This is a genomic window from Halobacteriovorax sp. JY17, assembly GCF_002753895.1.
GTDB lineage: Bacteria > Bdellovibrionota > Bacteriovoracia > Bacteriovoracales > Bacteriovoracaceae > Halobacteriovorax.
Genome location: NZ_NJER01000001.1, coordinates 794,206 through 817,965 on the forward strand (window position 1 = coordinate 794,206; position 23,760 = coordinate 817,965).

Here is a 23,760-nt window from a genome sequence, read left to right on the forward strand (position 1 = left end):
CTTAAAATCCACTATCATCTAGGGCCTCATTGGCCAGCTGATCACACAATTCATTCTGTGGATGTCCGGCGTGCCCTTTAACCCAAAGATATTGAATATTACTAAATGAACTAGATATTCTATCTAACTCTTGCCATAAATCAACATTTTCAGGTGTCTTCTTATCGGCCTTCTTCCAGCCTCTATTCTTCCATCCCTGCATCCACGACTTAAGACCGTCTACAACATATTTAGAATCACTATAGAGGTAAACTTCTGCAGAATCTGTATTCACGCCTTCCGAGAGAAGATACTTCATCGCCTCAATTGCACCCATCATTTCCATTCTATTATTAGTTGTCGTTGTCTCAACCCCTGAGCCTTTAAAAAGAACTTCGCCCTTTGCATTTTGCCCAACCATTCCCCAGGCCCCAGGGCCTGGATTTCCCCTACACGCACCATCACTAAAAAGTGCATAAGCGTTTTTTGACTTTATCTCTTTAGGAAGAGGAAGTTCACCATTTGTTGAATTTTGTTCTTCAACTTCTTCCTCCCAGTCTTCAATTTGTGACTTGAGATAATCTATAGATGATAAGGCCTTCTTATCATCTGGAAATTTACTTTTTAATTTGTCAAAGAATGCGAGCGTTTTTTTCTTCAAAGGTCTTCCTATAAATAGATTATATTACTTTAGAGCCTAATATTTTACATGGAATCCTGCTCCAAGGAAATGAATATGAGGAGAGAAGCATGGCACAGAGCAAAAGAGATCAATCTTTATTTTTAAAAGTTCTCCAGACATGTTAGAAATATCTCTACACATAATTGACAACATTTGAGGAACAACGAATGAATTTCATTGATTTAAAATTTGGTACTTCTGTAGAAGGCGAAAATATTGAAGCTTATAAAACTGAAGGTAAATCGAAGAAGTATGTTTATCTCATGGCCGGAACCCACGGTGACGAAGTAGAAGGCGTCTATGTTGTAAAGCAATTATTTGAATGGCTAAAGACAGAAGTTGATGTTGACCTCCCAATGGTAGTGATCCCCGTCCTTAATCCTGATGGATATAGAAATGCTACACGAGTCAATGCCAATGGAGTTGACTTAAATAGAAATTACGATAGTGGAACTTGGTCAAGTGAAGCCCGCGAAGAAAAATACTATCCAGGCACTGAACCTCTCAGTGAGCCTGAAAATAAATTTCTAATTAATCTATTTGAAAAATTCCCTCCAAAAATTATTCTAAGTTTCCACTCATGGAAGCCAATGATTAATTACAATGGAGACTGTAAAGAAGTTGCAGAATTTCTAAGCCAGTATAATGGCTATATTACATGTGATGATATTGAAGGACATCCAACTCCAGGATCTCTCGGAGATCTTGGCCCTAAGAAGTACGAGAGCCCAGTTCTCACCTTTGAATGTCCTGTTCTCAGTGATGAACTTAATCTCAAGAAAATTTGGGATGAAAATGAAGCTGGTCTTAAAGCACTCTTTCAAAGCGACCTGCTCTAAATAAATTCTAACCACGCCCATTTCGGCGTGGTCAATCTGACTCCAAAATTCATGGCACTTTAATTGCAGTTAAATACTCAAGTATTACTTAGCAAAGGAAGTGTTAATGAAGAGATCAACCTCTACATTATTGATATTACTTATGATGTCTCCAACGGTACTGGCAAATTCAGTGTCAGCAACTGCGACATCTGTAAAAAGATTAGACAATAGTGCCGGATTGTCCCTAGAAAACGTTGGGGTAACACTGTCTAATACTTTTTCAACTGACGTAAAGGCACCAGACGCAGCTGAAAAGAATATGAGCAATACTACGGCGCTTGTACTAAGTTACAAGCTACCTGATAATATGAAGCTAAGTCTTACAACAATCTTTGATAAAGACCTAGAAAACGATAGAGAAGGACTCGTAAGAGATCCAAAAATTGGTTTTTCTAAAAGCTTTGGAAAATTAAATAGATTTATATCTACTTCTGTTGCTACTTCTGCAAAAATTCCAGTAAGTAAGGCATCAAGAGTCACTACAAGTCTACAAACAGGAATCAGTCTTTCTGGAAATATTGTATACGACGCTTCAGAACACCTTACGAATGGTCTATCTTTTGTATACTCTCCAGCAGTAATTACAAATTTTCACAAGTATAGAGTTACAACATCTGGAAGCTCTAATACACAATATACATTATCAAACTCACTTACAGCAGGTTATGACATCACTGACTTCATGAGTGCTTCTGTAAGAGGTTCTTACTATAGAAATTTTGACTACACTGGACACACAAAAGACTTCTTTGGAGTTGAGCAAACTCTCTCTTTTGTACTTCCGCAGAATTTCTCATTAAGTATCGGACACTCTACAGGTGGTTCAGCACTAGCTGTTAACGGTAGAGAGTCAAACGTAAAATTATTTGACAAAGATTTATCATCATATTTTTTAAATATAAGTTTTAGCTACTAAGCAATCTAGGAGAAAGAATGAAAAACAAGAACTATCTATTAACTTCTCTCATCGTTGCAGGACTTGTTACAAGTTGTGCGAAAGAAAGAGAACTTGATACAGTTTACAAAGCGCCAGAGATCACGAGCAAATCGGCCATCAATACTGAGGCAGAGTTTCTCTATGTTCCAACATCCCAAGGTGTTCCTAGATTCACTAAGGCGATGAAGCCATTTGTTCAAGGTAACGAGAAAATCGTCAAATTTAAATTTGAAGAAGAAGGTATCGTTGCTTACGAAATGGAAAAGAATGAAACATTTCAAGATAGTACGCTTAACAATAAGCCAATCCTTACTATCCCTGTAACGTATAAGTCTTTTAGATGTGCTGAAAATGCTGATAAAGAATGTACCAATAAAGAAGAAGAAAATACAGAACTAGAATGGTTTCAAAAGGACAACTTTGTTCCTGACTTTGAAAGTGTAAAAGTTCTTGAAGCCGACAGCGTTGGGCTTCCAGAGAACGAAGATCCTTGCTACTCTCTCCAAGCAACGAAACTCGTAAATTACGAAGTAACTAAAACTGATCTTCATTTTGAAATTGAGAAAACTTATAAATTTTCAAACACTCCTGCTTGTACCAATGAATTATGGTATAGCTCAGGAAGTGAGTACGATAAATTTCTTGAAAATTTAGATGACAATGGTGCATTTAACACAAGAGTATTCTTCTCATTTGCAAAACTTGATACTATAGCTTCTCCTAACTATAAAGATATTGCTTATCCTGTAGAAGAGCATGGAACTTTTGGATTCTTCAAAACTAAAGAAAGAACAAAGAACGCCTTTGGTCAAACAGAGAGAAGTTATAAGCTAAATAGATGGAACCCAGCGAAGAGAGTTGTTGACTACTACCTAAGTGATGAGTTCTCGAAGAAAGAAAATAAGTATCTAAAAGATGCCACTATTTTTGCCTTCGATAGAATGAATACAATGCTAGAAAATAACAAAGTAAATCTTAGACTTAAACTACATATGCCAGAAGGTAAGAGACCAGGAAATCTAAGAAATACAATGGTTGTTCTTATTGAAGACATTGCTTCAAGCTTACTTGGATACGGGCCAACTGTTGCAAACCCAAGAACAGGGGAAATTGTAAAAGGTCACGTAAATATGTACAAAGGGTCACTAGAGTCAATTGCTCCAAGTGCATACGATTCAATTGTATTCTTAGAAAAACAATTAAAGAAAGAAGCAAGTAACACTGCTGCGATTCAAGCCTCTCTTGAAGTTTCAAAGAAAAAGAGTGCAAAGGTCAATTCAAAAGATCTTGCTGCTGCGGTAAAGAAATCACTTGAATCTAAGACGATTTCAACTGCACACCTTGATCACGGGCACAGCCACGGACACGCCGATCTTCACACAGGTGAATTAAGTGCAGCTGCTGCAAACTTTAAAGACTTTAAAAAGAAAGTTGATAAGAGACTACGTACTGATTATCAATCGCTAGTTCTTGGAAAAGTTGATGGTCAATTAAACGAGTTCACAAGAGAAATGAAAGATAGCTTAGAAATTAAAGAGCTTCTTCATAAGAATAGTGTTTATACAACAGATATGTTCAACTTCCAGGCCCTAGGTAAAATCTCAGTTGACGAGATCAATACTGTTGGTGGGATCAGAAATGAACTTGGAGAACTTAAAGACTGGATTCAGTTAAACGAATCTCAACAAAGAACTTTAATCAAGATTCTTGCTCGTCACGCTTATATTCCAACTCTTGTGCACGAAATTGGACACAACCTTGGACTTAGACATAACTTTAGAGGATCACTTGATGCTGCAAACTACTATAACAAAGAAGAGAGAGCAAAGCTTGGACTTACAAGTGGATCAGTATTCTCTTCGATTATGGATTACTCTTACTCAAGCTTAAACGAGCTATCGACTTTTGGTAAGTACGATATTGCTGCTCTTAAATTTGGTTATAATAGAGCTGTAGAAGTAAAAGAAAAAGTTGGTGGTAAAGTTAGAACTGTTTCACTTGAGCAGCCTTCACTTGATGGTTCTTCAATAATTGAAAAAAGTGTTAACGAAATTGAAAATAGAGTTGAATACAAGTTCTGTACAGATGAAGACGTAAATATGTACGCTGACTGTAATAGATTTGACGAAGGTTCAAATGATTTAGAAATGACTAAGCATTACGCAGCTAAGTACAAAGAGTACTACCAGTGGCGTAACATGAAGAATAGATCTAAGAACTTTAACGATAGAATGGGAACATGGAGATACTACCTAGGGACTTACTACACACTGCTAGACCTTAGACAGGCCCATGAAACTTGGCAATTCTATAAGACTTACTTGGCAAAGTTTAACCTTGAGCGCATGATAAACAATAAGTGTAATGCCCAAGATAGAATTAATGACCCAAAATTCTGCGAAACTATTGATAAGGTAGTAGACGCCAATGATGTTGCAACGAGAACTCTTTTAGATATCGTTAAGACTCCTGATCTTACTTGTGATGTTCAGTACTCATTTATTGATAACACAACTGGAAAGCCAGCTCACACAGCAAGAGTTGCGGCCAACTTTGCAGCCGGAACACTTTATAAGTCTTACCCTCTTGAAAATGGTAAAGGTGAATACAGAGCAACAAGTTGCTTCGATCAAAATGCAAGGCTTGATATCCTTAGAGAAAGAGAAGCGCTCACAACTGCATTTCAATCATGTGAAGCAGCTCTTGGACAGGAAAAATGTTCTTCAGATGATATTGGACTTTCTGCTCAAGTAGTTGGACAAGTAGGTAAATTACACAACGATATCGATGCCGCTGATAGAGACGGAGAAAGACTAGAGACTGATGACATTGAAGTAAGAGGAACATGGCTAGATAAAGTACTAGCAATGGAAATCTTAACAAATAGAGATAGATTAACTTCGGCAGGTGAAAGTATTCACGCATCATTTACTGATATGCCAAAGTATAAAGCAGAGATCACTAACCTACTAGAGCATTTAGCGCTTAATAAGACTTTAGCGTCTCCAATAGCAGCTGAAACTAGAAGTGGTGTTAAATACCAAATGCCGTTTGCAACTGACCTTCACGCGAAGACTAAAGTGCCAACGATTAAGAGATTTTTAAAGCAATTCATTCCTTTCCCAGATTCGAAAGAGTTTGATATTGCACCAGTACTACTTAAGACAGCAGCTATCAACTCTCACGAGAGTGAGAATGATTCTGAAAGCCTAAGCCAATATGTTGCAAGATCTGAATTCTTTGACTCATTAGTTGTAAGAAGAAAGAGCAGTGCTTCTACTAATATTGGATTTGGTGCTTCAGTAAAACTAATTGCAAACGTACATGACTTCACTTACGGAGCAACAGAGAGAAACACGCTTGCAGCAGAAAGTATTGCGAGAATTAATGGGCTTACAACTTTAAGAAGTGAGCAAATTGAAAGCGTAATGAAAGAGATGTCTAAAGTTGAGACTCCTGCCGAAGAAGTTGCTACAGCAGAAGAAGTAGCAACGGAAGGATCTACAGAGGAAGAAGTTGCAGTAGTAGAATCGGAAGCAAAAGCAGAGATCATCGAAATAACTGCTGAAGTACAAGCAAAGGTAATGCAATTGATTTCAATCAAGCAAACGATTGCAATTTATCAATCAACTTTTGATAAACTACTACAAGCAGTTGTGACAAACTCTGATGGAACTCCAGAAGGGCAAGAAAGATTAATGAAAGCTCTTGCAGAATTAAGAGTAAGTGAAGGAGCTAGAAACTTCGACGCTGCTGAAGAGTTATTCGTCAACATGAATTCACTAATTCAAGATGATATGAGGCTTCTACCACTTGCTAATGCAGACCTTTATGATCTTAAGTTTACGATGTCTAATGAGGAAGCTAGAAAAGAAATTCTAGACAAAGAAGTTGACTCAATCTGGGCATTACCAATTATCGATTAAACAAAGAATAACCGAGGCACTTAGTTTTAACTAAGTGCCTCTTTTTACAACTTCTGCCAAATATCATGTGCAATTTTCACCCCGCAAAACATTCCCCATAAATCCCCCTTACCTCTCTTAAGTAACTGAATTCTTTAAAAGGCCTTAAATATTCACAATTCATTTAACTAGTAGTGTTAATATGTCTCATCTTTGACCGTAGAGGTCTAATGTTAGTACCCAAGTTAAGTGGAGTAGACATGAAGAATGAATACTATGATGAGACATTTCTAGCCAACCAGAAGAATACCCTTCTACAAATGAAGAGCAATATTCTAAACCATATGAAAACGCACTCTATTGATGAAATAGCCCCCGATAGAGATCAAATCGTCGAAGATGTGGACCAAAGTCAGGTTCTCATGGCACAAAGCCTTAGCATGGGCCTTAGAGACCGTGAGCTGGTAAGACTGCATCAGATCGAAGACGCTCTCGCAAAATTTGATGATGGTAGCTATGGACTCTGTGAAGATACTGGTGAGCCTATTGGTAAGAAGAGGCTTGAGAAAATTCCTTGGGTAAAGTTATCAATAGACGCACAAGAAGAAGTTGAGAGAAACTCTAGGGCAGCCTAGCTGCTTTTAACACTTATAATTTTAGCATACACAAAGGCCCCAAAATTGGGGCCTTTGTTTATTGAGTATATATTTTAATTCTTTATGCTTTTGTGAACTTGATAACTTCTACCGGACAAGCTTCTGCCGCTTCTTCCACAAGAATTCCATTATCTAGTGGAGCTCCTGGACGAATGATACAGCTATCATCTGTCACTTCGAAAACTTCTGGAAAAATAGCTTCACAGGCATCACAAACAATACAACCTGGCTCAATCCAAACCTTACTTACAGCAAAGTTTTCAACTGCTGCCGCATCTCCACCTGATCCTGCGAAGGCCCCTGCGAACTCAGGGTTTGAAGAAATTTTTAAAGCTTTATTTGAAGCCGGTAATGGCTCTGCAATAAAGCTTCTCTTTGGCGTGTGATAGAGAGGCTTGGCATAGTTTAACGTATGATCTTCATTAAATTTATCAGCATCACCAGTAGCACTCTCAACCATTGCCTTAAACTTTTCGGCCTTAAACATGAAGTGGTGAACAAGAGCGTCTTTACTAGCTCCCATTTCAACTTCAACTGAAGCGCTTTCATGGTTACAAGCTGCAAGAAGTTGCTCAAGGTTTTTTCCGAAGTCTAGGTCTCTTGCAAAAGATGAGCTAGCAGCATCAAAGGTTCTCGTCACATCTACTTGAGTTGGCGTACTAAAAGGATTGTAAAGTCTTAGTCTAATTGAATCAAACTTTGCAGGCTCACGTGAGCTATTCCACTTTAGTGAGAAAGCAAATCCGTTTGAATCTGTTTTAGACTTTAGAATTGTAAATCTTGGCTTCGCAAATAAGAAGTGGAATGCTCCAGATAGTAGACTGAAGACTCCAACTGTAACGACTAGGCCAATCCCTGCTAAAAGGGCAACTCCCATGGCAATGAAGGTTGTATTCACTTAACACTCCCTGTATTAAGAATTTGGAATAGAAAATACTCCAAAATTTCACTTTAAATTCAAATTATTATACTTCTAATATAAACATTTTGAAGGATTTAGCCAACCTGTTTTAAGTGGCTTATATTAGTTTTTTTCTAAAGGGTTGTGACCAAAGCCTACCCTCACTCTCAATAAATTATCTTCAAACTCTCCAAGCCCAAGTAATTTCCCATTATGGAGGGCCCAGAAAAAGCCATTTTCAAAGTCTTTATGCATTGCGAGACCATTAAAGAATTTTACGGCCTCATTCTCAGACAATTCTAACTTTGGAAAATCTAAAAAATTATCAATCCTAGTACCAAATTCTTCGACAAGATAATCGGCATCCCTCTTGGGCCATGCTTCTTCTAAAAGTGATTTTTCAATATGAGCAGGACCAATAGATTCTCGAACTAAATTCTTTAGGGCCCCATGAGTGCCAAGCTTCTTTGCTATATCTTCAAAGAGAACTCTAATATAAGTCCCGGAACTTGCTGTAACTCTAAAGGTCACAACTCTTCCATTTAATTCTACTAATTCAATTTCAGAAATATGTCTTTGAACTTCTGGCTTTTCAATAATCACACCCTGTCTCGCCCACTCATAGAGAGGTTTTCCCTGATGCTTTGTTGCTGAAAATGCAGGAGGAGACTGCGAATATTCTCCTTTAAAACTTTCTATAATAGAGACTAGTTTGTCTTCACTAAACTCTGAGCATTCAACGAAATCAAGCTCTTCTTCAGCGACGGTAAAATCTCCCGTAGGACTTTCCACTCCAAGAACTCCCGTTGCCAAGTATGTTTTAGGGAATTTCTCATGAATATAATCATTGAAGCGCGGTGCTTGTCCTATGGCAATTAAGAGAACCCCTTCCGCAAAAGGGTCTAGAGTCCCAAAATGACCAATTTTCCCAAAGCCTTTTGGAAGGTGATATTTAAAATGTCTTACAACATCAGAAGAAGTCATCCCTTCAGGCTTATAGACATTAAAAACTAAAGGGCCAAATCCTGGCCCCGCATTCTTTGATTTTCTATTTGAGCGTGAACTCATGAGACGCCTTTACCCTTCTTTGCTTCTTCACCTAATAAGTCCTCAATCTTCTTTTCTTCGTCATATTGAGAGTCATAGATAAAGGTAATAGTAGGAACGTGTCTCATTTTTAATAATTTAGAAAGGTAAGTTCTAAGCTTTCCGGTAATTCCTTCAATCGCCTTCTTAGAGTCACCTCTCTTAGTAGCATCAAAAGTATCCCAGTAAAGCTTAGAATTTGATAGGTCATCTGAAAGCTCGACTCTAGTTATACTTACAAAAGTTAAACTAGAGTCAGAAACAGATGTTCTTATAAATGCATTAGAAGCATTTAATATTTTCTCAGAGAGAATATTTTTCTTTCCAGAACTTGCGCCCAAGATTAATCCCTTGCTTCCATTGCTGCAGCTTCTTCGGCCTCTAATGCCGCAAGCTCTGCAGCTTCAGCTGCGATTTTTTCTTCCTTAGCTACGTCATCAAGAGTTCTCTTCTTTTCAACAAGCATATAGGCTTCAAATTGGTCATTAACTTTAATGTCAGTATAGCCTTCAAGACCGATACCACACTCAAAACCATTCTTAACTTCTTTAACATCATCTTTAAATCTCTTAAGAGATGACATTTTTCCGTCAAACATGATCTTCCCATTTCTAAGAAGACGAATATTACAACCAACTTTAATCTTACCATCAATAACAGAAGAACCAGCAATCGTTCCAATTTTTGGAACAGTGAAAGTATCTTTAACTTCTGCTCTACCGATAAATTCTTCGATAGTATCAGGATCAAGCATCCCTTCAATGGCCAGAGTTACATCACCAATTAGCTCATAGATAATTGAGTATGTTTTAATATCAAGTGACTTCTCTTCAGCTAATCTTCTAGCAGTTGTATTAGGCCTCATGTTGAATCCTAAAATAAACGCCCCCGAAGAATCAGCTAAATTAACATCATTATCGTTAATTGCACCAACACCACCTGCAATAACTTTCACCTCAACTTCAGAATTTGAAAGTGCAAGTACAGCTTGCTTAATTGCTTCAAACGAACCTTGAACATCAGATCTAATAATAAGATTAAGTTCTTTCGTTTCCTTTCCATCATTAGCGGCCATAGCAAAGAAGTCTTCTAGAGAAACTTTCGCTTTTGGTGCTTCCTCAAGTTGCTTTCTCTCTGCAACTCTATTGGCAACAATTTTCTTTGCTTCTCTTTCGTTCTTTACAACGTCCACAGAAGACCCAGGACTTGGCGCTTCGTCTAGTCCAAGAATCTGAACAGGAGTAGAAGGTCCAGCAGACTCGAGCTGTTTTCCCAAGTGATCAGTAAGGCTTCTCGCTCTACCAAAAGTCTCACCTACAACAAGTGAATCACCTTTCTTAAGAGTACCTGATTGAATTAAAATTGTTGCAACTGGACCACGTCCATGCTCGATCTTAGATTCAATAACAACACCTTCTACATTTCCTTCTTCACTTGCTCTTAACTCTAGCATTTCAGTTTGAAGTGCAATTGATTCGAGGAGATTGTCTACCCCATCACCTTTAAGTGCTGAGATTGGAACAAATTGAGTTTCCCCACCCCATTCCTCAGGAGTAATCCCAAGATCAGCAAGCTCTGACTTAATTCTGTCAGTGTTAATCCCTTCTTTATCCATTTTGTTTACAGCTACAATTATTGGAACGTCAGCATTCTTACAGTATTTAACCGATTCTCTTGTTTGAGGCATTACACCATCATCAGCCGCCACAACAAGAACAACAAGGTCAGTTACATCAGCTCCACGCTGTCTCATTGATGCAAATGCCGCATGGCCAGGAGTATCTAGGAAAGTAAGAGTACTCTTACCTGCCTTAACTGAGTAAGCTCCAATGTGCTGAGTGATTCCACCAGCTTCATCGTTTGCAACCTTAGCATTACGAATATGATCTAATAGAGTAGTCTTACCATGATCAACGTGCCCCATAATTGCAATAATCGGATTACGAAGAGGTAACTTAGAGCGGTCGTCTTCACTTAACTGCTCTTTACCCATAACCTTATCTTCATCAAAGGCAACATTTTCAACTCTATAGTCATAAAGAGCTGCAATTTCTTCGGCCAGTTGCATTCCAATATAATCTCCAGTTTTAACTAGGAGGTTCATATCTAAACACTGATCGATCATATCTTTTAGTTTAACTTTAAGTTTTTTAGCAAGCTGATCTGAAGGAGCCCCGTCGTGTAACTTCACAACTCTCTTTGATTCTTTAACTTCTGTAATCTCAGTATCCTTAGTTGGTCCAGAGTAAGTTTTCTTTCTCTTAACTGTTGAATACAGAGGACGACCAACACCACCACCTAGAGCATAACTCTTAAGTTCAGTATCAGCTCTTTCCTGAGTAAGAGTTTGAGCTTTATTTACATTTTTCTTTCCAGACATCATTGAAGCAAGAGCTCCCATTCGTCCTTTAGAAACCTTCTTCTCGTCTTCAGTAGCTCCCGCCTCACCCTCTTTCTTTTCAGGTGGTATGTAGACAGGAGTAAATCTATGAGGCGCGTCTCCAGCTTCTTTCTTTGCCTTTGCTTCCGCTTCGGCCTTAGCTTTCTTCTCCGCTTCTTCTTTCTCTATTTCTTCTTTTGTTTTTACATGCTCTGTAGAAACAACTCTAAGACCAAAAGAGGAATCAGACTTGTCTTTTCCCTTAGCTTCAACTGTCTCTGAGACTTCCGTGGTAGCCACAACTTCAACAGGAGCAGTTTCCAGGGTCTCGCCCTTATCTTCTTGAGAGTCTTCCACAGTTTCTACTGGTGCAACAACTACTGGAGTCGGCTCAGCCTCAACAGGGTCACTGCCTTTTTTACGAATAACGCTCTTCTTTCGAACAACAGTCTTTTTCTTTGTCTCAGAATCTTCTGTAGAATCTTCGCTAGAGTCAGCCGCTTTTGCTGTTACCGTTTTCTTGGCAACTTTCTTTTTAGCAGCTTTCTTCTTAACGACTTTCTTCTTAGTCTTAGAACCAGAGGCTTTCTTTTCTTCTTTAGCAGAATCATATCCGGCCATAATCTGCTTTACTTCATCATCAGTAAGCGCAGTCATATGGTTTCGAACAGAAAAGCCTTTATTCTTTAGTTCTTCAACTAAGTCTAAAGGTCCTTTATTCAATTCTTTCGCCAATTCAAATATTTTCATAGGCATTATATGGACTCCCTATCCAGTTTCTTTTACTTAAGTTTGAATGCTGCTAACTCTTCACGGAGTCTTCTTTCAGCATCAGAGAACTTATCTTGTGATTCTTCATCAGATTGTTCTTTATTTATAATTCCATGGTAAGCAGGAACAGCAGAAGCAGAAACTAGCTCCTCTTCTTCATCAGCTTGGAATTGAATTTCACCAGCGTCAATCGCTGCAATAGTATCACTGATAATACCTGCAGCTTGCTCTTCATCAACCTCTAGAAGTTCAGCAAGCTCAGCCGCTTCAGCAGCTGCGATATCACCAATCGCTTGAATACCATTTTGAACCATAACCTGGGCCAAACTATCTGTAATAGAAGATATTTGAAGAAGGTTTGCCACAGATTTTTGAATTCTTTCCTGAAGCTTAGTTTTAGAAATGATATTAATTTTATATCCACTCAACATTGCAGCAAGACGAACATTCTGTCCTCTTCTACCAATAGCAAGTGATAATTGATCTTCTTCTACAACTACGTCCATAGTGTGATCAGAATGATCAATTTGAATATTTGTAATTTCAGATGGAGCTAGAGCTGCTCTTGCAAATGTCTCAACGTCGTCAGACCATTTTACAATATCAATCTTCTCACCTTGAAGTTCATTCACAACGTTTTGAACTCTTGAACCTTTCATACCAACACAAGCACCAACTGGATCAATATCTTTATCTACAGAGATAACGGCAATTTTAGCTCTTTGCCCTGGCTCTCTTGCAGCAGATTTAATTTCAATAGTACCGTCTTGAATTTCAGGAACTTCAAGTTCAAATAATTTAACAAGGAACATTGGAGATGTTCTTGATAAACGAATCTCTGGTCCTCTGTTAGTCATAACAACTTCTGTTAAGAAAGCTTGAATTCTATCTCCAGGCTTGAAGTTTTCACCAGGAATAACTTCTCTTCTAGAAAGAACTGCATCGGCCTTACCAAGGTCAACAACAATATTTCCTCTCTCATATCTTCTAGCAATACCTGTAACAAGCTCATTTTCTTTGTGCTTGAATTCAGCAAAGAGGATCTCTCTTTCAGCATCTCTTACTTTTTGGAAGATAATCTGACGTGCTGTTTGTACGTCAACTCTTGAAAAGTTAGGGTTTTCAATCTTTATACCGATTTGATCACCAATCTCTACATCTTCATCTAATTCTTTAGCATCAATTAAAGTAATCTCTACAATTGAGTCTCTTACTTCTTCGACAACATTCTTATATTGATAGATTTCGATATCATCGTCACCATCGTTATATCTTGTTTCGTATTCACCTTGAATCCCGTACTTTTTTCTAGCAGTAACTAAGAAAGCTTGCTCCACCGCTTTAATAACGATGTCTTTTTCAATCCCTCTTTCTTTACCGAGAGTTTCAATTACCCTACCTAGTTCAGAAAACATTTTTACCTTCCTTTTGCTCAACTTACTCTATTCAAGATCAAGAGCAGGTTCTAAATTTGCTTTTTTTATATCATCGTATTTTAAATTTAATTCAAAACTATCGGCCAAGACGCAAATCCCATCTTCACTTACAGTCTTTAGCTTTCCAATCAACTTCCTCTCACCCTGTAGAGATTTTGGAATACCTGGAAAACTATCATTAACTAATCTTGTTTTAACTGTGAATTGAATATCTTGATCTAAAGACATTTTGAAGTGTTCAACAGTAGTAAGATGCCTAAACATCCCCGGCGAAGAAACTTCAAGAGTAAGCTCGCTTGGCATCCATTCTTCTTCTTCAATAAAAGGAGTAAGGGCCTTATCAAGTTTAGAACAATCCTCTATTAGAGCTGTTTTAGTCGCAGGATCCATTATGAATACTCTAAGAGTATGAGACCCTTTGAGATATTCTAAATCATATATTTCTAAATTTAATTCTAAACAAAGCTTCGAACACAGCTCATAGAACTTCTTTTCGATACCTGTACTCTCTTCTCTTAAAACCATACTTCTCACTAAAAGCGCGCAAAATAAATTGCGGCAATAAAAAAGGGAAGATTAAATCTTCCCTAGTTTCACAAAATTAATTGAAACCATAGATTAACAATCGAGATCAGTATTTAATATCAATTGAAATCTAATAACTTAATATCAGGATTACAAGCATTTGGCAAATAATGAAACCCTTTATAAGTGTTTTTCCATTATATGGGCATCTGCGCCATTTGAATAGAAGTTTTTCTTTAGATGAATTTTCTTATAATCATGCCTCTCATAGAGTGCGATAGCCGATCTATTCCCTACCTCTACTTCTAAAATACATCTCTCAATTCCTAGAACTCTAAAATGACTATGCGAAGCATTTAAAATAGCCGCCCCATACCCCTTTTTTCTAAATTTAGGATTCACAACAATTTTTGTTAGATGTGCCAATTTATCTAGAGGACTAAGTAGAAATATTGCAAAACCATGACACTGAGGATCAAAGAAGGCAAAATAATCTTTATTTAACCTTGCTCTCTCCCAAAGCTGCTCACTCCAGGGAAAAGGAAAATACGATTCATCTAACTCTTGTAAGTGTTCTAAGTTTTCAGCTGAAACTTCACCCAATACGAGAGACTTTATAATCACAAGAAGTAGACCTGAGACGAAAGTTTTCGATCAATACCAGAGTAGAAAATACGAATTTTCTCTTTAAGATGTTCGTCTAGTTTTACAGGCCTTCTCTCTCTAAGAAATCGATCTCTAAGCAAGAATTCACTTTTAATAAATAATTTTAAAACATCCGTAATTTTCTTAGATTTATGACACTTCGTAAAATTAATACCACTAAGCTCATCACCAGTAACTTCGACCTGGATGGTTGCTGAATACATTAAAATTTTATTTAAAAGGAGAATCTTTTGTAATTGCTCCTGCCTTCTATTTAATACGGTATAATCCGACAAGAATGCAGGAAGAGATTCGTAATCTTTCTTTGAAAGTTCAAGGCTTCTAATCAAGTAACTCTTATCCCCGACACATCTAAAAACCTCTAAAGGAGATAGGAATTTATTTACATCAGAGAGATAGAAAGTTTGTTCTTCAATTTTAAAAAGAGCTGTGTCAGAAATATTTTGGGCCAACGAAATTGGCCCAAAGATTAAAATAAAAATAGATATAATAAACTTCATGGGTTTATTATACAGGAGAACTCAATTCAACGTTAGCAATAGTTTTATCGTCAACATTCTTCGTTTCCATATGGAATCTAATTTTAGCTGATGGATTAAAGGTATAACCGTCTTTCCCACGGATAATATACTTTCTCTTTTCTGCCTTAGCCGCTTTAGGCTCAATAAGCTTTCTCAGCCTAGAAACACTTGTATAAATTAGCTTATCGTGAATAAGAGGGTTGTACTCATCTTTCCAGATAGACTTGGCCAACTGTTCCTTATCGTAGTATTCACCAGGGTTCTTGGCGAGTAAGAAAAGAATTTCTAAAAGAACAAAACGGTGCTTGAAATCAATAGTTCCAAGAGTTCTCTCTTTAATTTTCCTATTATTTCTATCTAAGTAGAGATCAACACTTGAATCGTTAACTTCTTCGATTTCAGTATTTAATAAATTTGAAAGTCTTCTAAAAACAGAAGGGTCATTTGACTCACTTGCAAGCTTGAAATACTCAAGAGCACGGTCGAAATCTCCCATATTCTTATAAACATTTCCTTTGCCTAAGAGGATATATCCAAATAGGTTCCAGCACTTCTTAGTCTGAAGAGTTTCATTAGCAAGCTTGAAGAATTTAAGAGAATTTTCAAAATCTTCAACTTCTAGATAAACCTTCGCTGAAAAGAGGTACATTGCACCACTTAAGTAGTCTTTCTTAATTATTGCCAGCAATTGATTAAGTTGCCCTAAGTAATCAAGTGCACCTTTATAGTCTTTTCTATTATAGCAATTATTTGAAAGGGCCAAGAGTGTTTTTGCAAGAATATCTGGCTCATTTTCTTCTTTAGATTTCTTATAGGCAAATTGAAAGTTCTCAAAAGCCTCTTGAAAGTTGCCACCGTAATTTTTTACGATTCCAACGTTATAGAAATATTCTGAATTTAAACTTCCTAAAACCTTAGTTAAGTCATCAACTAACTCTTCCGCGTGAGCAATATAAGCTGTCGCTTTTTCATCATCTAATTTCTCAGAAGAGATTCTAATCAGGAAACCTAGGATTTTAAAAATTGAGAAGATATCTCTTGGTCTCTCTGCACACTTTAAAGACTTAAGAAAGTTTTCTTCCGCTGCATCTAAATCAGATTTATCGTAGTGAAGCTTTCCTAGTTGATAAAAAGATCTACCAATTTCTCTTTTAGAAAGTGAGTCTTCTGTAGGTATGTATTGGTCATTGAACTCGTAAAAAGCGATGGATGTTTCAGCTTCTGTAGGCCTTATATTCATCTCTAGATTGTCGTTCATCATAGTTCATTCCCCGAAAAGTTGGTTTAAAACCTTGGTCAATTGCGCAGCCTATTCAAGCACTTAAGAATTGAGCTTGCAAGTTCATATCACGTTATAGCGCCATAAGTCAAAAAAGAGATTATAAAGATGTAATTTTTCTCCCTCTAACTCATTGATAAATGGAATTCCCGTTGGTAAAGTGTGAAATTATTATAAAACAAAATTATGAAGTAATTTCGGAGCTTTAACTCATGGCCAAATTTGACCTAGACACAATCAGACACTCAACTGCACATTTAATGGCTCAGGCCATCTCCAGAGTGTTTCCAGACACCCATATTCAATTTGGGATAGGGCCAGTAATAGAACACGGATTTTACTACGATGTAGATATGGAACATCGTCTTGTTGACGAAGATCTAGAAAAAATCGAAGCTGAAATGCAGAATCTTATAAAAGAGAATCTATCAATCGAAAGAAAAGAGATGTCTCGTACTGAAGCCCTTAAGTTCTTCGCAGACAAAAATGATGAACTCAAACAAGACCTCATTAATAGCTTTGACGAAGACGCCGAAATAACTTGCTACCAACAAGGAGACTTTATCGACCTTTGTCGTGGTCCTCACGTTGAGAGCACAGGACAGCTTCCAAGATTCTTTAAACTACTCCATATTGCCGGTGCCTACTGGCGTGGAGATGAAAATAATAAAATGCTTCAAAGAATTTATGCGGCAAGTTTTAGTGATAGAAAAGAGCTTAAGGCCCATTTAAACTTCTTAGAAGAAGCAAAAAAGCGTGACCATAGAAAGCTTGGAAAAGACATGGAGCTCTTCCACTTTAATCCTGTGGCACAAGCTTCTCCTTTCTTTATGCCAAAAGGTGCTTTTGTTTATAATAAGCTTATCGAGTTTATGAGAGAGCTCTATAGAATCTACGATTATCAAGAAGTGATCACACCACAAATTCTTGACTCTGATCTCTGGCACACGAGTGGTCACTATGAACACTATAAAGAAAATATGTACTTCTCAAGAATTGATGAGAGAGAGTACGCCGTAAAGCCAATGAATTGTCCATGTCACATGCTTATGTTTAAGCATTATAAGTATTCTTATAGAGACCTTCCAATGAGATATGCTGACTTTGGTAGACTTCATAGATACGAGAAAGCTGGAGCAGTTACAGGGCTCACAAGAGTTAGAACTTTCTGCCAAGATGATGCCCATATCTTTATCGATATTGATGGTATCCAAGATGAGATCACAAAACTAATGGAGATGTTCTTCATTTGTTACGATCACTTTGGATTTACAGGAATTAAGGTCAACTTATCCACAAGACCTGAAAAGAAATCTGGTGATGATGCCACATGGGACAAAGCAGAAGCGGCCCTTGAGGACGCTCTTAAAAAGAGTGGTCATGAATACTTTATCAAAGAAGGAGACGGAGCATTCTACGGTCCAAAAATTGACGTAGAGATTGCTGACGCCATTGGAAGATACTATCAACTTGGAACAATCCAATTAGACTTCCAACTTCCTGAGAGATTTGGACTACATTATACGACAGCTGACGGTAATGAAGAAAAACCAGTTGTTATCCACAGGGCCCTACTTGGATCTCTGGAGAGATTCTTTGGAGTCTACCTTGAGCACGTTGCCGGATGCTTCCCATTTTGGTTAGCCCCTGAACAAGCGGTCATCGTTCCTGTTAATAATGAATTTCACTTAGACTTTGCCAATAAGCTTCAAAGAGAATTATTCGCCAAAGGACTTAGAGTAAAAGTTGACGATAGAAATGAATCGATGGGCTACAAGACGAGACAGATTCAACAATCAAAAGCTCCTTATATGATTGTTATCGGAGACAGAGAGATGGAAAATAACAGTGTCTCTCTTAGAAAGCACGGTGAAAAGAAAACTGAATCGATGACAATTGAAGAGCTAAAGAAACTATTTACAGAGCTTAATGCTGAGTTTATTCCGGCGAAGCTTAGACAGAGTTAATATGAAAAATATTCTTCTCCTTTGTGGTGGCGGTGGAAGTGAGCACGATGTCTCACTTCGCTCCGCGGATTATATCTACAACGAACTTTTAAGTTTAAATCTCTATAAAGTTTTCAAAGTAGAGATCAAACATAACGGAGATAGAATTGATCAAAATGGCGAGTTATGCGAGCTTAGAAAGGCAGGAGAGCTTCACTTTCCAAATTCTAAAACAACGGAAAACCTAGACTTCGCTATTCCTTGTATTCACGGACCTCCAGGAGAGAATGGCATTATCCAATCTATTTTTGAACTCATGGGGCTCCCCTACTTAGGTTGTAGACCAGAGCCAAGTCAAACTTGCTTTAATAAGGTCACTACAAAGTTGTGGTTGGACACTTTAGACATTCCGAATACACCCTATGTCTATCTAAGTGATGACAGTGAAAAGTCTCTTACTAAAGCGAGAGATTTTTTCCAAACTCACAAAGACGTCTATATAAAAGCCGCAAGCCAAGGCTCTTCAGTAGGATGCTATCATGTAGCAAGTCGAGAAGAAGTAGATAATATGATTCGAAAGGCCTTTACTTTTTCAGATTACGTTCTAATAGAGAAGACAATTAAAGCAAGAGAGCTTGAAGTCAGTGTCTATGAATTCAATGGCGAAATAAGAGTGAGCCTTCCCGGCGAAATTATTTGTCCTGACGGCTTCTACGACTTTGATCAAAAATACTCAAATGAAAGTAAGACGAAAACTGATATCGAAGCAAAGAACTTATCCAGTGAAGTTATCAACTCAATTCAAGGCTATGCCCTAGAAGCGTTCAAAGGGCTAAAACTTCGCCACCTCTCAAGAGTTGATTTCTTCTTCACCGATACTGGAGAAGTTTACTTAAATGAGATCAACACATTCCCTGGGATGACTCCAATCTCAATGTTTCCAAAGATGATGGAAAACCATGGGACTAAGTTCTCTCAATTTCTAAAAAATATAATCGAAGAATCTATATAATATTTATCAAAATATTTATCTAAGGCGGACATCATGAAGCTTCCAATAATAAATACAAAGACTGAAGAATATTCAAAAGCATTACTTAATAAATTCTATGACAATGAATTTATACCTGCAGAGAAGAAGAACTACTTAACCGACTTAAAGAAGTCTACTGGTCCATTCCTCGCAATTGATGACGAAAACGGTGAGACAAAGTACTTAATGGATGCCGCTTCTCAAATTGCAACACTAGGCCTTGGTTTCTCTCCTTCAGTATTCTTTGGGACTGCACACTACCTATCCAGTTGGACAAATGACAGTAACTCATCAGAGTTTAAAAATATCAGAAAGGCCTTTACTGAAATTTTAAAGAGAAAAATAAATTGGGAAAACCTAGATTTAACAATTTGTAATTCAGGAGCAGAGGCCAATGAAATAGCCCTTGGCTACTGTTATGAGAAGAGAGTTAATAGGTCGGCCAATAAAGTTCTCGCATTTGAAGGAAGTTTTCACGGAAGAATGATGATTACTCTCTCTAGTACTTGGAATAAAACAAAGAGAGAACCATTTGAATGGCCAGGTCATGAAACGACGTATTGTACTTTTCCTGAACTAGAAACTGATGAGATGAATCCTCTTGCACCACAAGGCTGGCAATCCCTTTGGGCCGATGCTAGCTTAAAAGATTTAGAAGTTCCAAATGACTGGAAGAAAGACTCACAAGTGGCAAAAGAAATTGATTCCCTCTTAGAAGTTAGAGAGAAGCTTCAGGCCGGAGATATTTTTGCAGTCATCGTTGAGCCTATGCAGTGTGAAGGTGGAGATAGATACGCTTCAGGAAGATTCAACGAGGCCTTAATTCTACTCTCACACAGCTTCAATATTCCAGTTATTCACGATGAAGTGCAAACAGGTTTTCACCTTGGGAAAGAATTCTTCTGGCACCGCGAATTCAAACTAAGAAATGATCTCGGAGAAGAGATTTCTCCAGACTACGTTGTGTGCGCTAAAAAAGCTCAAGTAGGCCTTGTCCTATCAAAAGAAAATCATAAAAAGAGAGAACAACTTCAAGTGGCTTCAGTTATAAGAGGCTATCTCCACGCGGTGGCCCTTGATCAATCTCAAGAGTTAATTCAAGCACTAGAGAAAACCTCAAGAGATCTACTGAGTAAGTTATGTGCAAAATTTCCAGAGAAAATCACTCGTCCTCGTGCAAATGGAATGGCCTTTGGCTTTGAACTTCCAAGTTCAGAAATTACCACTGAATTTATTAACAAGAGATTTGCTCACGGACTACTCTATTATCCTGCCGGAGATAAGACTCTTAGATTCAGGCTAAATACAAGTTTTACAAAGAAAGATATCGAATATCTCTTTAATCGCCTTGAAGTGATGGCCCAAGAAATCCTTGAAGGAAAATCATCTGCTGCTATTTGTGAAATCGAAACAAGAAATAGATCTAATGACAGCATCTACGACTGGCAAGAACTTCTTCTTCTCACTAAATTAAATCTCTTTCAAGGAGATGATTTAAGTGGAGAGGTATTCATTGAAGAAATTCAAAAACTATTTAAGAAAACGACTGGATACCAGATTCTTCGAATTAATCAAAATAATTTTGATAAATGGAAAGACAAAGTTCACCAAATGCAGCTTGATATTTATGAACCTGCAAGACAAACTGAAATCATGAAGTTTGAGCAATGTGCTCTTAGTGAAAAAGGTGTTGCTGTAGCGATTGTTGACGGTGAGAGCTTACTTGCCATGAGCTTTAGTTCCCCTCTTGATTTAAATCCACTTGAGAGAGGAGTAAGAAATGATCCTGACTTTAAGAACTCTAATGCTCTTTATATGGTTGACTCTACTGTAGGAAAAAGACTTCAAGGAAAAGGAGTTGGAAGATATTTAAAATATGCACTCACTTGCTTTGCGATGATTGAAGATATTGAAAAAATCAATGGAAGAAATCGAGATAGAATGGCCGCAAGTATGTTAAATATTAACTTATCTCTGGGGGCTCATGAAATCATGTATATGAGCGAAGATTATCCTGACTTTGAAAAATACAGAGATGTTCTCTATTATAGTTGCCCTACGATTTTCAAGAAAGATTCTCTCGTTCTCAGTGATGCTATCAACTCTCCTCTTGGAAGTTCTGACCTCACAAATGAGTACGTAACTGAACAACTCCCCTACCTCGTAAATAAGGTATGTCTTTCAAACTTTGTTTCAACAAGATTCCTAGAACAATTGAGCGCCCTAAAAACAGAGCTACCAGAAGAACTCAAGCATATTTACACAACATCAGGACAATCAGAATGTGTAGATAAGCTTGCAAAAAGTATTTGGTACAATCAAGAAGAGAAAACAAACCATATGGTGACTTTTAAAGGACACTATTTTGGAGAAGGAAGTTTTCTCGCAAGATCTCTTAGCTCTACTTGTGATACTTTCTTTAACGTTACTCACCTAGAGCAACCAACAGAAGATAATCTCGAAGAAGTGCTTAAATCCTTAGAAGATACACTAAAGAAGACAAAGACCATGGCAGTGTGGCTAGAGCCTCTCACTCAACTAACAATGACAAAGCTGTCAGAAGAGGTCATAGAGAAAATCATTACAGTAACGAGAAAATATGGAGCAAAAGTTATCTTCAATGAAACGGCCTCTAGCTTCTATCGTTATTCTTCAGAAAGCTTCTTTGCTTCAAAGAATAAAACTATAGGGCCTGATGCGGCCATGGCCTTTCTAGGAGGACAGGCCGGACTTTGCTTCATGAAGAAGGAAAACTTCTTAGCAAAGCCACTTATGCTCATAAGTACTTGGGACGGAGACGAGTTCTCACTTTCTAATTACAACAAGGCCGTAAGCAGTATTAACAACGATCTTTCAAGTTTTATTCAAACACGTCTTGAGTTTACAAATAAACTAACGGAGCTTCTTGAAGAATATCAAATAGAAGAAATGGAAATAGAAAATGGATGTGGATACTTCATTGGAAATATTTCAGTACAATTAAAGAGATACTTCACCAGAGAAGGCAACCGCTTCATTGTTAACCCAAGCTATTCTGCGATGAGGGAATTTATCAAGGAAGATATCTAATGAAAGATTGCGACTTTCCAATACTTCACTATCAAAAAGGAAATTCTTACAAGGACTGGGGTATAAGTCACGGAGAAGAATATAGAGAGGCCATTGGTGAGTTATTTCTCATTAGAAAAGAGTTAATGTTAAAGAGAAATCCTTCTTTAATTAATCACCTACTTCCAATGGCACAAGCACAGTATGAGCAAACGCTTAAATACTGTGGTGATGCTGCGACAGAATTAGAGGGAATAGCCAAAGGCAGTAATCTCTCTCTCACTGATATAGTAATACTAAATAATTATACTGACTTTAGAGATATAGAACTCACCGATCAAGGCTGTTCAACAATCCAAGTTCAAAATGAATCAAACATTCTAAGTGGCCAAACTTGGGATATGCATTCAAGTGCTAAGAATTATCTCTGTGTCATCGAAGTACCAGAAACAGAACTTGCAAGTAAGAGTCTCATTTTAACTGTTACTGGTTGCGTAGGACTGATGGGAATTAATACTGATAATTGTCTGGTTGGTGTAAATAATATTAACACCACAAGAGCAGAGGTTGGTTTAATTTGGCCTTCCCTTGTAAGAAAAACTCTTGAAGGAAAGAATCTTGGTCAAATGCGCGACATTCTCTTAGATGCTCCAATAACTTCAGGACATAATTACTTAATCTCCACCCCTAAAGGTGCAGAACACTGGGAAATAACTCCAACCGAAAAAGACCTTGTTCATGCCCATGGAGACGGAGAGATTGGCTCTTCCTTCCACACAAATCATTGCCTAGGAGCAAATGTCTCAAAGATTGAGAGTGCTAAGAATGTAAGTGCTACAAGTCATGCAAGATACGATATTCTAAAACAGAAAGTTAAGAATGTAACAGATAGTGCTCAACTAAAGAAACTCCTTCAATGTCACGAAGGAATGCCATTATCAATTTGCTCTCACTACGATAGTGGAGCCAGAGATCCTTCACAGACCTGTGGCGGTGGAATGGCCGATCTAAGTTCTGGTGAAATTCAATTTTGGCGTGGATGCCCAGAGTATGATTCAAATTACAAAGAGTACACTTATCAATTAAATAGTGAAGAAAAATCCTTCACTTTAAAACAAAGTTGAGTAA

18 protein-coding genes are annotated in these 23,760 nt (G+C 37.6%); 8 read left to right on the forward strand and 10 right to left on the reverse strand.

The window, feature by feature from the left end; translation table 11 throughout:
- Nucleotide 1: 1 nt before the first annotated feature.
- Complete coding sequence (rnhA, locus tag CES88_RS03585) at nt 2-640, reverse strand: ribonuclease HI (RefSeq protein ID WP_290731051.1); 639 nt, start codon at nt 638-640, stop codon at nt 2-4.
- 188 nt (nt 641-828) lie between these two features.
- Between rnhA and CES88_RS03590 the strand changes: the two genes are divergently transcribed.
- The 4 genes from CES88_RS03590 (at nt 829) to CES88_RS03605 (ending at nt 7,019) form a co-directional block, all read left to right on the forward strand.
- Nucleotides 829-1,500 carry a DUF2817 domain-containing protein gene (locus CES88_RS03590; RefSeq protein WP_290731053.1) on the forward strand — a complete coding sequence of 224 codons (672 nt, stop codon included), beginning with the start codon at nt 829-831 and terminating at the stop codon, nt 1,498-1,500.
- A 106-nt stretch (nt 1,501-1,606) separates the two neighbouring features.
- Entirely contained in the window at nt 1,607-2,458 is an 852-nt protein-coding gene (locus CES88_RS03595) for a hypothetical protein (RefSeq protein WP_290731055.1), read from the forward strand.
- A gap of 17 nt (nt 2,459-2,475) precedes the next feature.
- Nucleotides 2,476-6,405 carry a zinc-dependent metalloprotease gene (locus CES88_RS03600; protein WP_290731058.1) on the forward strand — a complete coding sequence of 1,310 codons (3,930 nt, stop codon included), beginning with the start codon at nt 2,476-2,478 and terminating at the stop codon, nt 6,403-6,405.
- Nucleotides 6,406-6,644: 239 nt separating this feature from the next.
- On the forward strand, nt 6,645-7,019 hold the full coding sequence (locus CES88_RS03605; RefSeq protein ID WP_290731061.1) for a TraR/DksA family transcriptional regulator: 375 nt from the start codon (nt 6,645-6,647) through the stop codon (nt 7,017-7,019).
- Between the two features lie 82 nt (nt 7,020-7,101).
- Here the strand turns inward: CES88_RS03605 and CES88_RS03610 are convergent, their stop codons facing one another.
- The 9 genes from CES88_RS03610 to CES88_RS03650 form a co-directional block, all read right to left on the reverse strand.
- Nucleotides 7,102-7,938 carry a ferredoxin gene (locus CES88_RS03610; RefSeq protein ID WP_290731063.1) on the reverse strand — a complete coding sequence of 279 codons (837 nt, stop codon included), beginning with the start codon at nt 7,936-7,938 and terminating at the stop codon, nt 7,102-7,104.
- Nucleotides 7,939-8,064: 126 nt separating this feature from the next.
- Nucleotides 8,065-9,009, reverse strand: a complete 945-nt coding sequence (gene truB, locus CES88_RS03615; RefSeq protein ID WP_290731065.1) for a tRNA pseudouridine(55) synthase TruB — start codon at nt 9,007-9,009, stop codon at nt 8,065-8,067.
- Nucleotides 9,006-9,368 carry a 30S ribosome-binding factor RbfA gene (gene rbfA / locus CES88_RS03620; RefSeq protein WP_290731067.1) on the reverse strand — a complete coding sequence of 121 codons (363 nt, stop codon included), beginning with the start codon at nt 9,366-9,368 and terminating at the stop codon, nt 9,006-9,008. Before rbfA ends, truB begins: the two co-directional genes overlap by 4 nt.
- 2 nt (nt 9,369-9,370) lie before the next feature.
- Complete coding sequence (infB, locus tag CES88_RS03625; RefSeq protein WP_290731070.1) at nt 9,371-12,157, reverse strand: translation initiation factor IF-2; 2,787 nt, start codon at nt 12,155-12,157, stop codon at nt 9,371-9,373.
- A 32-nt stretch (nt 12,158-12,189) separates the two neighbouring features.
- On the reverse strand, nt 12,190-13,593 hold the full coding sequence (nusA, locus tag CES88_RS03630; RefSeq protein ID WP_290731073.1) for a transcription termination factor NusA: 1,404 nt from the start codon (nt 13,591-13,593) through the stop codon (nt 12,190-12,192).
- Nucleotides 13,594-13,620: 27 nt separating this feature from the next.
- Nucleotides 13,621-14,139 (reverse strand): hypothetical protein, encoded by a 519-nt coding sequence (locus CES88_RS03635; RefSeq protein ID WP_290731075.1) that lies wholly within the window; start codon nt 14,137-14,139, stop codon nt 13,621-13,623.
- A 180-nt stretch (nt 14,140-14,319) separates the two neighbouring features.
- Entirely contained in the window at nt 14,320-14,742 is a 423-nt protein-coding gene (locus CES88_RS03640) for a GNAT family N-acetyltransferase (protein ID WP_290731078.1), read from the reverse strand.
- Between the two features lie 17 nt (nt 14,743-14,759).
- Nucleotides 14,760-15,305, reverse strand: coding sequence for a hypothetical protein (locus CES88_RS03645; RefSeq protein ID WP_290731081.1), 546 nt, complete (start codon nt 15,303-15,305; stop codon nt 14,760-14,762).
- Between the two features lie 7 nt (nt 15,306-15,312).
- Nucleotides 15,313-16,587, reverse strand: a complete 1,275-nt coding sequence (locus CES88_RS03650; protein WP_290731084.1) for a winged helix-turn-helix domain-containing protein — start codon at nt 16,585-16,587, stop codon at nt 15,313-15,315.
- Between the two features lie 230 nt (nt 16,588-16,817).
- Between CES88_RS03650 and thrS the strand changes: the two genes are divergently transcribed.
- From thrS to CES88_RS03670, 4 genes are read left to right on the forward strand one after another with little or no spacing between them, the layout of a single operon-like run.
- Entirely contained in the window at nt 16,818-18,572 is a 1,755-nt protein-coding gene (gene thrS / locus CES88_RS03655; RefSeq protein WP_290731087.1) for a threonine--tRNA ligase, read from the forward strand.
- 1 nt (nt 18,573) lies between these two features.
- Nucleotides 18,574-19,563, forward strand: coding sequence for a D-alanine--D-alanine ligase (locus CES88_RS03660; RefSeq protein WP_290731090.1), 990 nt, complete (start codon nt 18,574-18,576; stop codon nt 19,561-19,563).
- A 33-nt stretch (nt 19,564-19,596) separates the two neighbouring features.
- Nucleotides 19,597-22,653 carry an aminotransferase class III-fold pyridoxal phosphate-dependent enzyme gene (locus CES88_RS03665; protein ID WP_290731093.1) on the forward strand — a complete coding sequence of 1,019 codons (3,057 nt, stop codon included), beginning with the start codon at nt 19,597-19,599 and terminating at the stop codon, nt 22,651-22,653.
- Entirely contained in the window at nt 22,653-23,756 is a 1,104-nt protein-coding gene (locus tag CES88_RS03670) for a C45 family peptidase (RefSeq protein ID WP_290731097.1), read from the forward strand. Before CES88_RS03665 ends, CES88_RS03670 begins: the two co-directional genes overlap by 1 nt.
- Nucleotides 23,757-23,760: the final 4 nt, after the last annotated feature.

Coding starts and splice junctions, on each gene's coding strand:
- CES88_RS03665 (WP_290731093.1), top strand. CDS start 19,597: ATGAAGCTTCCAATAATAAATACAAAGACTGAAGAATATTCAAAAGCA.
- truB (WP_290731065.1), bottom strand. CDS start 9,009: ATGAGTTCACGCTCAAATAGAAAATCAAAGAATGCGGGGCCAGGATTT.
- CES88_RS03605 (WP_290731061.1), top strand. CDS start 6,645: ATGAAGAATGAATACTATGATGAGACATTTCTAGCCAACCAGAAGAAT.
- CES88_RS03600 (WP_290731058.1), top strand. CDS start 2,476: ATGAAAAACAAGAACTATCTATTAACTTCTCTCATCGTTGCAGGACTT.
- CES88_RS03590 (WP_290731053.1), top strand. CDS start 829: ATGAATTTCATTGATTTAAAATTTGGTACTTCTGTAGAAGGCGAAAAT.
- CES88_RS03645 (WP_290731081.1), bottom strand. CDS start 15,305: ATGAAGTTTATTATATCTATTTTTATTTTAATCTTTGGGCCAATTTCG.
- CES88_RS03670 (WP_290731097.1), top strand. CDS start 22,653: ATGAAAGATTGCGACTTTCCAATACTTCACTATCAAAAAGGAAATTCT.
- CES88_RS03650 (WP_290731084.1), bottom strand. CDS start 16,587: ATGATGAACGACAATCTAGAGATGAATATAAGGCCTACAGAAGCTGAA.
- CES88_RS03635 (WP_290731075.1), bottom strand. CDS start 14,139: ATGGTTTTAAGAGAAGAGAGTACAGGTATCGAAAAGAAGTTCTATGAG.
- nusA (WP_290731073.1), bottom strand. CDS start 13,593: ATGTTTTCTGAACTAGGTAGGGTAATTGAAACTCTCGGTAAAGAAAGA.
- CES88_RS03595 (WP_290731055.1), top strand. CDS start 1,607: ATGAAGAGATCAACCTCTACATTATTGATATTACTTATGATGTCTCCA.
- thrS (WP_290731087.1), top strand. CDS start 16,818: ATGGCCAAATTTGACCTAGACACAATCAGACACTCAACTGCACATTTA.
- CES88_RS03660 (WP_290731090.1), top strand. CDS start 18,574: ATGAAAAATATTCTTCTCCTTTGTGGTGGCGGTGGAAGTGAGCACGAT.
- infB (WP_290731070.1), bottom strand. CDS start 12,157: ATGAAAATATTTGAATTGGCGAAAGAATTGAATAAAGGACCTTTAGAC.